The organism is Desulfobotulus mexicanus, assembly GCF_006175995.1.
Classification (GTDB): domain Bacteria; phylum Desulfobacterota; class Desulfobacteria; order Desulfobacterales; family ASO4-4; genus Desulfobotulus; species Desulfobotulus mexicanus.
In genome coordinates this window covers 111008-125508 of sequence record NZ_VDMB01000006.1, presented here as the reverse complement: position 1 = coordinate 125508, position 14501 = coordinate 111008, and the positions used below count along the sequence as shown (strand labels likewise).

The following is a 14501-nucleotide window of genomic DNA, read 5'->3' as shown; positions in this document are numbered from 1 at the left end:
TTATGCCTCCACGGTTTCAGGGGTTGATTTTTTAGTAAAAAACGCTTTTTTCTGGTGGTAGTAGCCAAGGGTAAAAAGCCCCTGATCTTCAATGGAGAGAATGGCGGGGTAGGTATCCAGCATAGCCACAATGTCTGTGATCATTTTATCCCTTGTGATGGAAAGACCTGTGCTTGAAGGATCTTTCCGTAGTTTTGAGAGGTGGTTCTGGGCGTTTTTCAGCAGCACATGGAAGGTTCTCTGGGGGGTGGCGGATGCGGAGCTGAAAAATTTATCCCGGATAGTGGCGTTGGTTCCGGGTACGGCTTCTTCCTGAAGTTTTTCCAGAATGGCAAAGAGTCTGCCCAGAACATACCCTGTCTGTGTGTTCTCCGGATCAAGCATGATGGGAATCTCCATTTTTTGGTTGCGCATAAGGATGGCCTTGATCAGACCTGAACGTATGCGGTCGATTTTACCTTCCGCACGGATACGTCCCATGACTGCGGCAAGGAGGGAGCGAGGATAGGAGTTGCCTGTGAAAATGGCCTGCATGAGCTGGCCGGAAAGAATGGGGGAAAGATTTTTGGTATCTTCCCTGACGGCCAGAGCCTTCAGGATTCTTCTCGGTGATATGAAGTCTGGTTCATTGTCGTATTGTTTAACAATTTCCATCTGTCTGTAATGGAGACCGATGGTATCCGTAAGCTGCCGGACAGTGGCAACATGGAAAAAACGGACGGAAATGCGGGCTGCGTTGGGGGAAAGCCCTAGGATGAAAAAAAGGTTGTCTTCCTGATCCAGCTCTTTGGGGCGGTGGCCTGAGGCCGTAGCTTTGAGAACTGCATGGAGTTTTTGTTCCAGCTCTTTTTTGTCCTGTTCCGTACTCTGGCTTTGATAGCCTTCGTCATGGATGAGGTCAGGATCGACCATAAAAGAAAAGAGGTCTTCAACGGGTGAGGTCTTTTCGGCCCAGAAGATGGTGGTGGCATCACCGATCTGAATCTTTCTCCGGTTGCTGCGATCCAGCAGGTAATTAAGGGCTGTGGTGTAGGCGAAGGTCGCTGTGTTCCCTATGGGCGCATTGAGATTTTGTTCTTTTCCAAAAGAGGTGAAGGAGGGGAGATTAAAGGACACCAAGGCGGCACCGGATGTCTGCGCTCCTGGGATTCCTTTGATAGCTGGATGTAGGCGGCTGATGGGTTCTATTTCCCCAGACACGAGACAATGCCCTGATTTTGTATCGTTATCCTGTTCCAGATACTTTTTCCATGCTTTAATGATGGCGGGGCGTTGGTGAAGAAAGAGGTTATCTCCTTCCAAGCGGAATACAAGGTTGGAACCGGTCATTTCATCCCAGAACCGCAAAGAGTTCGCTGCTTCTGGATTCCAGGTCTCCAGGAAGAGGCTTAGCGCCTTAACTCCTGTATCTTCATTTTTATCGGTGACCAGGTGGAAAAGAGTTTTGAAGGCCTCAAAGCGGGCTTTGGCCTGTTCCGGTTTATTTTTTTCATCGGCACCCAGCACGTAGGTTGTGTTGTCCCAGCAGAAATTGGCAGCTACTCCGGAAGATCGTTTGACTGCTTGGGGAACAATCAGCTGTCTTGGTTTTCCATCGACACGAAGATCAATAGGGTCTCCAGTCAGTTGTCCTTCCTTTGAAAGGGTAAGACAAAAATGGATGCCTTGATTTGAAAATCCTGGAAGTGGGATATGGGATTCGGGTTCTTGCACCATCCTGTCGTAAAAGGCCGTTAAGGATTGCAGGATCATGAACGCACCTCCGCAGATTGCCATGGCGGTACATGGATGATGCCCTGCTTCATGACCGCCCGGAAAAACCGTGGGGTCATGCCGTCGGGATAGTCGATGTCGTGCAGCATCCAGCCCAGATCCCTTTCCGGCTCCTTGGAAAAAAAGGAGGGCAGGATGTCCTCTGCCGGAAGAACCCGTGCGGGAAACTCCCGGCATCCCAGATAGGGCTGGTGGAAATGCTGGCCCTTTTCCAGTCGTCTTCTGAAAATATCGGCGTGTTTTCCGGGGTTGGCATCTTCTTCGCCGGTAAATTCAAAATGGGCCTCAATGATATAGTCCACATTCCTTAAAACCAGGGCGGCTCTCTGCTGCCGGTTTTCCTCGGCGGCCATGAAGAGGGGGCTGCCATCCTTCATGGCTTTTTTGGCTGTACCTGTGGGAATTTTTGCGCTGACTTCATTTCTCCGGATGTTGTCAAAACGGATGGGATTCAGAACATGAATCCGGTCAATTTCCCAGCGTATGGAAGGTTTCCAATAGATTGCTTCCAGAATGCCGCGGGCAGCAGAAGGGGTGATGACATCATAGCTTACCCTTTCTGCCTTCATTTCCGGACGTGTGAAACATCCGTAATCCCCCTGCACCCGTATGCGACAGCCATAGGACATGGGGCCTCCTTTTTTTTCAGGTTGGAAATCGTAAGGGCTAAATTGTAAATTTTGTTTTTTGACTTCACTTCATATGTTTCAATCCACATCACCAGCGGTGCTGACAAGTTAATGCTATTGGAAAAAAAGATCAAATTTTTCCAGTTTTTTAAATAATAAAGGACTCGGGGCTGGTTTCAGCATCCACCACAAGCCCCAGGTCTTTTGAGTACCAGGGATCGAGGCCCGTCAGGGCCGGATAGGTACCATTGATCATCATGATGCCTCCTTTTTCTCCAAGCTGACGAAATTCATGGGGATAAACCTGAACGGTATAGGTCTGGAGCTTGCGTAAAAGGGCCGATGGGTGAGGATACCATGTCAGCTCCTCAATGAGTTTCTGGGCATGATCATCCCATGGAACGAGAACAGGTTGCATGGCATTTTCAATGAGGCGGAATTTTTCCGCTACTGTACGAAAGGGAAAAAGTAAACTTTTTCGGCCTTCTTCAAAAGAAGGCATGATGTCTTTTTCATCCAGTGTCGGGGAAAGCCAGTAGGCTTCCTTAAAATAATGGTGCATGGCCTGGGGTGAAAAAGGGTCATCTGCAAACTGACGCAGTGCGGACTCTGCTGCGGCAATGTTTCTCCGGAACATTTTTGGACTTTTTCCATCCTGGGGCTGAAAAACCTGAATCTGCCCGAGGCCCTCTATTTCTCCGTTTCTGTTGCAGCGTCCCGCAGCCTGACAGATGGAATCCAGCCCTGCCATTTCCCGGAAAACCATGGGAAAGGAGACATCCACACCTGCTTCCACAAGCTGGGTGGCAACAACCCGACAGACTTCTTTATTGTGAAGGCAGCGGCGGATGGCCTGAAGGGTTTGCTTTCTGTGTGCAGGACACATACGGGCACTGAGATGGAAGAGATTTTCCCCTTCTTCAAGGAGGGAAAAGATGTCTGCCGCCCGCTTTCGGGTGTTCACAATGCACAAGGCCTGCTCTGTTGATGTTATGGCATCGGCTATATTCTGATCAGACTGATCTCCCAGCAGCGTGAGTTTTGTTCTGCGGAAAGCGTCATGGAAATGGAAAGGATCGGGGATAATTTCCCGGATGTATTCTGGATTCAGACCTTTTTCAAAGTGGGGGCCTTTTTCCAGGGCAGGTTGGGTGGCGGTACACAATACAACGGAGGCCCTGTAGTTTTCCGTGAGTTCTTTTAAAGCAGCAAGACAGGGTTCAATGTAGGCTGGTGGAAGCATCTGGGCCTCATCCAGAATGATCACACTGCCTGCAATATTGTGGAGTTTGCGGCATCTGGAAGGTTTGTTGGCAAAGAGGGATTCAAAAAACTGGACGTTGGTGGTGACGATGACAGGCGCATCCCAGTTTTCCGATGCAAGCCTGTGGGCCAGAAGACGCTGGGCATCCTCTTCCTCCGGGTCTGGTGCAAAGTTGCTGTGATGCTCAATGATTGCCTTTTCACCCAGAACATCCCTGAACACTTCGGCATTCTGTTCAATGATGCTGGTAAAGGGGATGACATAAATGATGCGTTTGAGCTGATGCAGCCCTGCATGTTTCAGGGCAAAGGCCATGGAAGCCAGAGTCTTTCCGCCTCCCGTGGGCACAGTGAGAGAAAAGAGTCCCGGAGGCTGATTGGCAGCCTCAAGGCAGGCCTTAAGAATTTCAGTCCGCTTTTCATTGATGGGAGAAGTGGCCTGAAATCCCTGCATGTGCCGGGTAAGGGCATGTTCCAGATCCCTAAGGGGAGGTGTCCCGGAACGGGCATGGAATTTTTCCGGATTTAAAAAGCGTTCCGTGTCCAGAAAATCCGCATCCACGAGGCAGGAAAAAAGCATACGGGTAAAAAAAGCCGCTTGAAATCCATTCTGAATCCGGATGGGGGGTTTAAGAGCGGGAAGCTGGGGCGTTTGGGGCAGACAGGTCCGGATGTCCGCAGCGGTCTTGAGTCTTTCCTCAAGATCCCTGTGCGTACCGGAGATGCCGTCCGGCATTCCGCCGTGATGTCCCAGAATGGTATAGGCGATGAGTTTTCCGTATCCTTTGATGGTTTCATGTATCCACCTGGCTCCGGGGCCGCTGTGATCAACGCTTTCTTTTGAGCCTTCGAGCCTTTTTTGAAAAGGTGGCTGATATTTTCCAAGATCATGGCCTATGCCTGATGCATGACCCCAGTCTCCAGCATTAAAACTGTCCGCAAATTCACGGGCCATGAGGGCAACGCCTGTCAGGTGGTCATCTAGAGTATGCCAGGAGTCTTTTGGAAGATCAGCGTGTGAGTGCGCGTAGAACATGGAATCTCCTTTTTCAGTCTGTATTTTACGACCTTTGAAAATACTTCATACCACACCCACCGCACCATATAGTGGTGCACCCCCAAAAAAAAATTAACTTTTTTACACCTCATAATTTCCCAGACTTTTTTGCAATGCCTCCACCACTTCTTTCTTCAGGCTTTCCGGGCTTTCTACTTTTACCCCCGGCCCGTGGCGCAGAATTTCCCGCACAAGCTCGGTGGAGCTGTTGTAGGGAAGCGATAAAATCAGGGTATCGCCGTCCCAGCGGGTCATCTGGTTTTTATGCCACTTTTCATCTTTCACCCAGCGGGCGTTGGGCTGATAAAATCTTAGAAATGCAGTATTTTCAGCTTTTCCTGCAAAAATTCCGAACCCACTTTCCGTGTGTTCTTTTATTTTTTTCGGGTCAATGAGTTCCGCAGGAAGTCCGGGTAGAGCCATGACGGAGATGCGGTCCATGGAAAAGGTGCGCAGCTCCTTTCGTAACTCACAGTGGGCCACCAGATACCAGTTGATCTGATACTGGATCAGTTTTTGGGGGTGGATGCGCCGATTTTCGATCTTGTCTTCGCCCCGACCGTGGTAGCGGATATCCAGCACCTGGGCCTGTAGCAGCGCCTTGCATACAGCCGAGAAAACCGGCCTTTCGAGCTGTCGCTGATATACGGGCATCACCTGAATGCAGCGTGCGATGAGTCCGGGATCGTGGCCGAGTTTGGCAAGTGCTTTGTCCAGTTTTTCCCGGACAGGCACCAGAAAGGGTGCCATGGCAGCCTTTTCTTCCGTATCAGTAACTTCCTGAAGCAGTCTCAGGGCGTAGAGTTCCGTCTGGCTGAGCCAGAAACCCGGCAGCTCAAAGCTGCCGGCATCAGCGTCATAGCGGTAGCAGTGGTTCTGTTTATTATAGATGATGGGGGCATCAAAATAATCCCTCATGTACTGAATATCCCTTTTAATGCTGGAGCGTGATTTCTCCATTTCCTCTTCCATGCGTGAAAGGGGAATGCATTTTCCCGTCTGGAGGAGGGCGTCAATACGGTAGATACGTTCGAGCTGGTTCATGGGTGTCTCCGGAGAATGAAACAGTACAGCCCTGAGATTCCGGGGCTGGTCTGGGCCTGAGAATCCGCAGGAAAAGACTTCTGGCTGTTTGGTATCAATAAATGGTTTTGGGTCTTTTTGCCGATGGATCAGGATATAGGCATATCATATTTTGTGGTGGGGGCAAGGCTTAAACGGAGGATTGCAATTGTATGCAGGAAGCAGAGTCTAATGGAAGCCGTTTTATCGTTGTTTCTGCAAAGTCGGGCATTCGAAAAGAAAGGGATCTTGATTGTTTCTGGATCATTTGGGGAACCATGATTTTAAGGTACTGCTAATAGAGCGAAAGCTTTCGCAGGCAACTAAGCCCTTGACCCCGGCGAGCCTGCCAATTTCTTCAAAATCACGGGGAGATATTGTCCGCTTGAGGCGTTCTCGCATGACATATTCAAAGAGCTCTTTGGGCTGTTCTGCTTTGAGGATTTCGATGGATTTTCCGAGCTTATTTGCCCGTTCATCAAGCCAGATTTCAAGGGTGTTGGCAGAGATTCCCCAGTAAGCAAGGAGTGCCTTTTCGCAATACCAGAGCCACTCTTCTAACTCTGGTACAAAAATGGTGACGGAACTGTTTTCCTTCCAGGTGAATGAATCCAGCCTGTTTTGAATTTCACTCCGAACGACATCTGGAGGCTGTTTATGATCACGACCGGAACCGTGGTGATCCCATGCAAGAAGTGCCTTTCGGTACTGGCCTTTTCGCATCCTCGCCAGTTCAGCACCGCTTTGCACCATTCCGGAATCTTTCTGAGGATGGCGGTCTATGTCAAAGGTGATTTGTCGGATGCCCAGTGCTGCGGGCTTATGGAGAAGGGACTTCATGAATGCCTGGGCATCGGCATCGGCGACATAGAGAAATAAATCCTTCATTCAAGCACCCCCGCTGCAAATACGATTCCCAGATCCGGGGTGCCATCCCAGTCTCTCAGTATGGGATGCTCTGCTCCGGGAGTAATATGCGTGCCTTCTGCATCTCGGCTGAAGCAGAGCAGAGGGGCGATGCCACATTGCTGAACTACAAAAGGAGAATGCGTCGCCAGCAGCATCTGGGAATCAGGAACCGTTGAAAGAGAACGGAGTATGATTTCAAGTGCTTTCGGATGCACGCCGTTTTCGGGTTCTTCCACCATATAAAGGGCTGGCTGAGGGGGCAGGAAGGCAGGCAGGGTCAGTGCCAGCATTCTCAAGGTGCCGTCGGACAGCATCCAGTTTGGAGCTTCAAGACCGTTGTTGTAGCGAAGCATGAGATATTCCGCATTGTCGGCTTGTCTTCTGGCCCATCCGATGTTGACCAGATCGGGCAGGGCATAGCGCAGGTGTTCCGCCCAGTTTGATACCGGAGATCCTCTCTCTGCCCAGTGGGGTCCGGAACCACCATTGGCTCCGAGAAGCCGACCGACCGCACGGGCCAGATTCGTGCCATCAAGTTCGAGATCCGCCGGGCGCATTGCAGGACATGGCAGGCGCATGGCCGGACTGTTTAGCTGGATGTATCGGACACCCTGCATAAGGAAGCGGCGCACAGCATTGGCTGTGGGATAACGCTCTTCATCGGGTGGGGTGAGGGCAAGGGCTGATTTATCCAGACCGAAATTAAAGGAGTCTTGGTATGTGCCCTTTTCACGCCTGTAAAAATCCGTGCCTTTTGCCGTTTTACCTAATAATCTTCGTGGTTTTACCTTTGGGCTGAATTCTGTTTTTTTGCCTGGAGGAAGCCAGTTTTTTGAATATTGGCGAAGCAGTTCATCACTGACATGAACGCCAAGTTTTGGATCAGGTTTGATTGCCAGTCTGTAATGGATAAGGCTCTCTGACAAGGAGGGAACGTGATTTCCCAGATCCAGCCATAGTTCAATTTCTATGGGCCCTCCCTGCCGCATCCATGTCAGGTCATTGAAATCTGCTATGTGACGGGATTCCACAGCTGCTGCCGGACTCTGGGTGAGGCAGTCACGAACAAAGTCAATGGCATCCAGAAAGCTTGTTTTTCCTGCACCATTTGGCCCGGCAAGGACATGGAATCTTGAAAGCGGAAGGCTGGCAATCTCCCGGATACCTCTGAAATTTTTTATGGAAATACCAGCTATCATTGTTTCCCTCCCAAGAATTTTCCTGTGACGGATCGTCAGGATTTCTCTACTTCAAAATGTCTTAAGTCATAGTATTCATTACTATGCCCACAGCATTGCAGAGGATTCATCCTGCAGGCTGCGTGCAACTTTTTATCCATTCATAATGTTCTGCCAGAACCCAAGCCATCTGTATCCGTTGAGGATGGACGGGATCATTCCCGCAGGGATTCCCTTGAATACACTCTGGCGCAGAAGTGTTGTCAGCACCGCCCTGCCCGAAGGGAAGTAGCCCTTGCGGATTTCGCCCCGGATGCTGCTTTCCATAAGAAAGGGACCTGTTTTGAAGCAGGGGAAGGGTTCTCCGGATGCCGCTGCTTCACGGGCATTGTCCCGGATACTTTTATGGATATCCGCTGTTTTTTTACTCCCGATTTCTTTTTTGGGGATGGTCACGGTTTTTGCCCATGGCAGGTTCGCGGATATGCGGCGGCATGCCGTAAGGTCTGCTGTGACCATGGCAACGGGAATCTTGTGTTCCGCAAGGACAGCCGCCATGATTTCCACTTCCGTGACTGCCCTGTTGTCGATGCGGACCCAGTCTATGTCCCTGTGGAACATATGGGGGCTGAAACCGTCCACCTGATCTGCGGCTGCATGCCAGCCGATCATTATGGCAAGGTCTGCTTCGGGGATTTCACCCAGAAGGGGTACGGGATACCAGCGGTGTCCCTGTTTAAGAAAAACACCTTCTTCGGGCATGAACCGGGGCAGGATATTGAAGCCTGTGCCGTGCATGTCCCGTACATGGATTTCTTCAACCCCTGCATCCTTGAGTCCTGCAATGGCTGCGCTGAGGTCGGCTGTGATAAGGTGACGGGCTTCCTTCCATTCCGGTGTATAGGGCTTGCACTGGGCTTTTTCATAAACGCCGGTGATACCTTCAATGTCCGTAAGGACAAGTACGGATTTAGCAGGGCAGTTCATAAGCCATCTCCTTTGCAGGTGAGGGGGTGATGGGGGGGGCGTATGGGGTCCGGTGGCTCGATATGTATGATCACATCTTCCATGTCCGGTGTTTGCTGTATGAGACGCTGGCGGACTTCTTCTGCAATGTTGTGGGCCTGACGCACGGTGAGGTTGCCGTCCACCACCAGATGGATATCCGCAAAGATCCGTGTGCCATGAAAACGGGTGCGGATATGGTGGGCATCCAGCACCGCAGGGTGGGAGCAGGCGTGGTGTGCGATGCTCCGACAGGTATCGGGCGAAGCGCCCGTGGCCATAAGTTCCCTGAGGTTGGGCCATATAATTTTTGTGGCCGCCTGTGCTATGAATACGGATACTACAAGGGCACCTATGGTGTCCAGAAAAAGCAGATCCGGAAAGAGAATGGCAGCAGATACGGCAAGGAAGGCCGGTATGGAACTCAAGGCATCAATGCGGTGATGCCAGGCATTGGCCATGACCGCAGCACTGCCCACCTGAACGCCAACTTTGTAGGTCCAGCGGTAAATGGCTTCCTTGATGAAAATGGAAAAGGCTGCGGCATAGGCGGCGATGGGCATTGGCTGCACCCTGTGACCGGCCAGCAGGTTGCGGGCTGCTTCCACGCCGATGCCGATACCCGCAGCCAGAAGCAGTACGCCGATAAAGAGGGTTACCATGGTTTCCATGCGCTGATGGCCGTAGGGGTGATCCTCATCAGGCGGGCGAGTCCAGATAATGGCTCCGGCTATGACCACAATGTCTGTTATGGCATCCGTTGCCGAGTGAACGGCATCGGCCATCAGGGCTTCACTGTGACCCCACCATCCGGCACTGTACTTAACTGCTACAAGTATGATGTTCACCACAAGGCCTGCAAGGGTGATGCGCTGTATGCGTTTGAGTGTGTCTGAACCCAATTCAGCCTCCGGCTTTTTTTGCCTTGTATCCCTTTTGTGTAAGCCAGGAAAGGATGGTGTCCCTGTGGTCGCCCTGAATTTCAATGCGTCCGTCTTTAACTGTGCCGCCGCAGCCGCAGCGCTGCTTCAGCTCCTTTGCCGTATCGTCTATCTTTTCTCCGGGTAGCCCGGAAACCAGGGTAACACCTTTTCCTTTGCGGCCTTTGGTTTCTCTGCTGATGCGTATCACTCCGTCCTTTGGGAGGCTTATGCTGGCATTTTTACATATACAGGCTTTTTCAGATCGTTCGCATGCAGGGCAGGTGCGGCCAAGTTCCGTAGAATAAACCAGGCCGTGATTGGTATTTTGGGAGTGCTTCATATTGTCTTTTCCGGTAAAGAATGATTTTTATTGTTACAGTAAAAAGAAAAACTATAGCTTATATTTTTGGAAAATTCCATGCACAGGAGAAGAGAAATGGCAAGTCTTGTTATGGTTAAGAATCAAGATGGAAAATGGCTTCCTTCGGGGGGCTGTGATGATCTGGCAGAAGACTTTGATTTCTGGAGAATTTATCATAATGCTTTTCCTCCTGAGGAAAAGGAGCCGGACGGCATTATCATGAAAACGGCGAAAGACCCTCTGGGGCTTGTGCTGGTCTTTCGTATTCCTTCAGAAGAAGAAAATGGCCTGCGTACGGCAGCTCTGTGCACCCTGCAGTTTCTGCCGCGTATTTCTGCTGCTTTTCTGATCTATCTTGCGGTGAACCCGGATATCCGGGGGCAGGGGCTGGGTTCAGGGGTGCTAGCTGCGGCCATGGCGCAGGAAACCTTTGCTGCAGCAGGCATGCCCATGCCGGAGCACAGAATTCTGGAGGTGGAGGACCCGGATCGGGCTGAAAATGACAGGGACAGGACTGTGCGTGAAAGAAGGCTTGGTTTTTTTGCCAAAGCTGGTCTTTTTCCTGTTTATGATGGCTACATACAGCCCGCTTTGCAGCAGGAGACCCATGTACTGCCCATGCTCCTTCTGGCCCAAAGCGGGGGACTTTTGGATATGGAAGAAGCCGTTGCTGCCGTTTATATGGAAAAATATGCAAGGGTCAATGGCGTGGAGGCGGAAGTGCTGAACAGCTTGTACCGGAAGAGTTTTGGGAAGAATATGCCATGAAAAAAAAGGGACTGGATCATGGGGAAAAAGGGGGTGTCTCTGGTTCTGAAAAGGAATTTTCGGGCAGTAATGACATGATATGGAAAGATGCAAAAGCCGCAGAGCAGGGGCTGTTGGCCTTAGAAGACAGGGAATATGCCCGGACGCTCCTGCGTTTTTTTAAAACAGGTCCCGGAGAATACGGGGAGGGTGATCGTTTTCTGGGTATCCGTGTTCCGGTATTGCGAAAGCATCTGGCTTTTTGTTCAGGCCTTGTGCAGGAGGAAATTCTGAAACTGCTGGCATCTCCCTGGCATGAGGTGAGAATGTTTGCCCTTCTGCTATGGGTAGAACGCTATAAAGCAGGTGACGGGGAGCAGCGGTCTGCCATATTCACAGATTATCTGGCCCGCACCCCTTTTGTAAACAACTGGGATCTGGTGGATGTATCCGCTCCCGTCATTGTGGGAACCCATCTTCTGGAAAGGGAGAGGGGTTTGCTTTATCGCCTGATGGAATCAGAGCTTTTGTGGGATCGCCGCATTGCCATGGTTTCCACCCTGACTCTGATACGAAAGGGGCAGTATGAAGATGCTTTAGCCCTTGCGGATCTGGTATCCTCTGACAAAGAGGAGCTGATGCACAAGGCCGCAGGCTGGATGCTCCGGGAAGTGGGGAAGAAGAACAGAGCTATGCTGGAAGAATTTCTGGCCCCCCGCTGTACCAGGCTTCCCCGCATCCTTTTGCGTTACAGCATAGAACATTTTTCTCCTGAAGAACGTAAGTCATGGCTTGCGGGAAAGCCTGTGCTGTAAAGAATATGTAATTGTTCAGCACAATTTTATTCAGAAATTCCGACGCTGTAATTTCATGGGCTAAGCTCTATTGCAAGGCAACCTGGCTATTTGCAGGTGACGTTGCAATCGTTTCGGATCAAAGCTTTGCAGCCCTGTGCGAAAGAAGCGGCAAACTGTCTGAGCCGCCACAAAGGCAGCGTGCATAAGCCTGCTATGGTAATAAAAAAGCTTATCCTGCCTGTGGCGGCGAGTTTTTGCCGGTTCCGCACAGGGCAAAAAGCTTCCGAATAAGATTGCGTCACGGGCAAATAGCCTAGGTGCCTGTGCATCTGCCTGACAGGTATGATACTTTTAAAAGCGTGCTGAACAATTAAAAAAAGATATGGCTTTATTCGTAAAAGGATTTTTCCACAGGCGTATAATCCAGATCAAAGGCTTCGGCCACACCCTTGCATGTGACATGGCCCCGGACGATGTTCAGGCCCTTCTGCATTTCAGGATATTCCCGGACCGCTTCCAGAAGACCGCTGTTGGCAATGGCCAGCACATAGGGAAGGGTTGCATTGGTCAGGGCCATGGTGGATGTCATGGGAACGGCACCGGGCATGTTGGCAACGCAGTAATGAAGAATGCCGTCCACTTCGTAGACCGGATCTTCGTGGGTGGTGGGCCGTGAGGTTTCTGTGCATCCGCCCTGATCAATGGCCACATCCACAATTATGGAGCCTGGCTTCATGCTGCCCAGCATCTCCTTTGTTATGAGTTTGGGTGCTTTGGCTCCGGGAACCAGTATGGCGCAGATCACGGCATCTGCCTCGCATATTTTTTCCCGGATCATGGCAGGGGAACTCATCAGAGGAGTGCAGTTCTTTGGCATGATTGAAGAAAGATAACGCAGTCTTTCAAGGCTGGTATCCAGCAGATCTACCTTTGCTCCCAGTCCACAGGCCATGAGTGCTGCGTTGGTTCCCACAATGCCACCGCCAAGGACCAGCACCGTCGCCGGAGACACACCTGTGACGCCTCCCAGAAGAATACCTCTTCCTCCGTGGCTGCGCTCCAGATATCTTGCTGCCTCCTGCACGGCCATGCGACCTGCCACCTCGCTCATGGGTGTGAGCAGGGGAAGTTTTCCATTTGCGTCTTCAATGGTTTCATAGGCAAGGGCAATGCCTCTGGTCTTCATGAAGGCTCTTGTCAGCTCTTCATAGGCTGCAAAGTGGAAATAGGTGAAAACAATCTGATCTTCCCGGATCAGATCATACTCGCTGGGCTGGGGCTCCTTGACGTGCATGATCATTTCCGCAGCAGCATAGATGTCCGCCGGATTCTCAATCAGGTCTGCGCCTGCATCGGCATAGGCCTGATCCTCAAAGCCTGAAGCCATGCCAGCCCCCTTTTCCACAAGAACCCTGTGGCCGTTGGCGGAAAGTATTTCAACGCCTGCGGGAGTCATGGCCACACGATTTTCCTGATGTTTGATTTCTTTGAGAATGCCGACTATCATGGAGAAACCTTTCTTTTGATGATTGCGGTTGCAAGAAGATCTTTTGGACAGATCCTTTATCTACCACTCTCTTCTGTGCAGGTGCAATGATCAAAAAAGGAAGCGCCGGTTATTGCACTTACCGGGCTTCCTTTTTTTTGAAATGTCAGGCAGGTTTTAAAGGCTGTTATCCGCCAAAGTATTTCTTGAAAATTTCCTGATAGGCTTCCGTTGCCTTGAATTTTTTAAGTTCTGCGGAGAAGCGGTCTACAAAATCCTTTTCCACGGTGTTTTTACTGAACACAACGTAAAGGGCTGTGACGGATATGGGTTTTTCAAGTGGCACGATCTTATCGGAAAGCCCCATGTTCTGAAGCAGATACAGGCCGTTGCCGTAGTCCATTATCGTGGTGTCTATTCTGCCTGCCGCAAGTTTTTGTATATTAAAGTCATCATTGGTTACTTCTTCAAAGTTTTTTGCATCCCGCATGAACTCCCACAGTTCCGGTGTGTAGGTGTATCCCCGGACTACGCCTATCTTTTTGTTTCTGAAGTCTTCAAAGGAATTGAAATTGATGCGGCCCTTGTCTTCCTTGCGTATAAAAAAAGACCAGGAGGAATCCATCAGGGATTCCGTTGCATAATGGGTGATGGCAGCCCGCTGATTACTGTAGGTGGCCGTATAGAGGAGGTCTGCGGTTCCGTCAATGACCATGCGTTCTGCCCTGGCCCAGGGGTACTGAGTAATTCTGCCGTCAATTTCAGCACCGATATTTTTCAGTACAGCAAGGATTACTTCCGTTGCAAATCCTGAAACATACTCATTGCCGGGTTGTCCGGCCTTGAACTCATAGGGCGGCCATTCATCTGTGACAACCTTCAGGCTCCGGGCCGTAGCGGTGCCAAAACCTGCAAGCAGAAAAAGGGTAAGAAGGCAAAGGGTTATTCGTTTCATGGGGAAACCTCCGGTGGGTATGGGTTGGTGAGAGATACGGATGCTCTGCCTTTGGCAGGCAGGTCTGTATTTTTCAGGGTGTGGGGACGGGTATTGCAGATAAAAAAAATGATTTCTGGTGGCAATTATGCTGTGAACATTGTTTTTTGTCAATAAAATAAATGACAGCAGCTGGGCGGGAATCATAAAACAAAAAACCCGTCTGTTTCATAGAGAAAAAGACGGGTGATTTTATATGTATGGTGGAGCTGAGGGGGATCGAACCCCTGACCTCATGGCTGCCAGCCATGCGCTCTCCCAGCTGAGCTACAACCCCACAACAACGAGGCTCTATTTATGGGAACCTGTTCCGAATG

Annotated in this window: 13 protein-coding genes and 1 tRNA gene; 2 read left to right on the top strand and 12 right to left on the bottom strand. The window is 50.6% G+C overall.

The window, feature by feature from the left end:
* From cas8c to FIM25_RS06830, 9 genes are all read right to left on the bottom strand, one after another.
* Positions 1-1752 carry a type I-C CRISPR-associated protein Cas8c/Csd1 gene (gene cas8c / locus FIM25_RS06870; RefSeq protein WP_139447642.1) on the bottom strand — a complete coding sequence of 584 codons (1752 nt, stop codon included), beginning with the start codon at positions 1750-1752 and terminating at the stop codon, positions 1-3.
* Positions 1749-2402 (bottom strand): type I-C CRISPR-associated protein Cas5c, encoded by a 654-nt coding sequence (gene cas5c, locus FIM25_RS06865; protein ID WP_139447640.1) that lies wholly within the window; start codon positions 2400-2402, stop codon positions 1749-1751. The genes cas8c and cas5c overlap by 4 nt, the downstream gene beginning before the upstream one ends.
* 148 nt (positions 2403-2550) lie before the next feature.
* On the bottom strand, positions 2551-4701 hold the full coding sequence (gene cas3 / locus FIM25_RS06860) for a CRISPR-associated helicase Cas3' (RefSeq protein WP_139447638.1): 2151 nt from the start codon (positions 4699-4701) through the stop codon (positions 2551-2553).
* A gap of 102 nt (positions 4702-4803) precedes the next feature.
* A complete protein-coding gene (locus FIM25_RS06855) occupies positions 4804-5766 on the bottom strand; it encodes a helix-turn-helix transcriptional regulator (protein WP_139447636.1) in 963 nt (320 codons plus the stop codon).
* Between the two features lie 282 nt (positions 5767-6048).
* A complete protein-coding gene (locus FIM25_RS06850; protein ID WP_139447634.1) occupies positions 6049-6672 on the bottom strand; it encodes a hypothetical protein in 624 nt (207 codons plus the stop codon).
* A complete protein-coding gene (locus FIM25_RS06845) occupies positions 6669-7892 on the bottom strand; it encodes an AAA family ATPase (protein ID WP_139447633.1) in 1224 nt (407 codons plus the stop codon). The genes FIM25_RS06850 and FIM25_RS06845 overlap by 4 nt, the downstream gene beginning before the upstream one ends.
* A 132-nt stretch (positions 7893-8024) precedes the next feature.
* Positions 8025-8858, bottom strand: coding sequence for a M55 family metallopeptidase (locus FIM25_RS06840; protein ID WP_139447631.1), 834 nt, complete (start codon positions 8856-8858; stop codon positions 8025-8027).
* Positions 8855-9778 (bottom strand): cation diffusion facilitator family transporter, encoded by a 924-nt coding sequence (locus FIM25_RS06835; protein ID WP_179953222.1) that lies wholly within the window; start codon positions 9776-9778, stop codon positions 8855-8857. The genes FIM25_RS06840 and FIM25_RS06835 overlap by 4 nt, the downstream gene beginning before the upstream one ends.
* Position 9779: 1 nt before the next feature.
* Positions 9780-10139, bottom strand: a complete 360-nt coding sequence (locus FIM25_RS06830; RefSeq protein WP_139447627.1) for a translation initiation factor Sui1 — start codon at positions 10137-10139, stop codon at positions 9780-9782.
* Between the two features lie 96 nt (positions 10140-10235).
* On the opposite strand from FIM25_RS06830, the gene FIM25_RS06825 reads away from it, so the two are divergent.
* Together FIM25_RS06825 and FIM25_RS06820 are read left to right on the top strand one after the other, a co-directional pair.
* Positions 10236-10928, top strand: coding sequence for a hypothetical protein (locus FIM25_RS06825; RefSeq protein WP_179953221.1), 693 nt, complete (start codon positions 10236-10238; stop codon positions 10926-10928).
* Positions 10925-11722 carry a DNA alkylation repair protein gene (locus tag FIM25_RS06820; RefSeq protein ID WP_218961321.1) on the top strand — a complete coding sequence of 266 codons (798 nt, stop codon included), beginning with the start codon at positions 10925-10927 and terminating at the stop codon, positions 11720-11722. The genes FIM25_RS06825 and FIM25_RS06820 overlap by 4 nt, the downstream gene beginning before the upstream one ends.
* Before the next feature lie 370 nt (positions 11723-12092).
* Here FIM25_RS06820 and ald read toward each other — a convergent pair whose 3' ends face one another.
* The 3 genes from ald to FIM25_RS06805 form a co-directional block, all read right to left on the bottom strand.
* Entirely contained in the window at positions 12093-13211 is a 1119-nt protein-coding gene (gene ald, locus FIM25_RS06815) for an alanine dehydrogenase (RefSeq protein WP_139447623.1), read from the bottom strand.
* A gap of 166 nt (positions 13212-13377) precedes the next feature.
* Positions 13378-14145, bottom strand: a complete 768-nt coding sequence (locus tag FIM25_RS06810; RefSeq protein ID WP_179953220.1) for a substrate-binding periplasmic protein — start codon at positions 14143-14145, stop codon at positions 13378-13380.
* A 240-nt stretch (positions 14146-14385) separates the two neighbouring features.
* A tRNA-Ala gene (locus FIM25_RS06805) sits at positions 14386-14461 on the bottom strand.
* Positions 14462-14501: the final 40 nt, after the last annotated feature.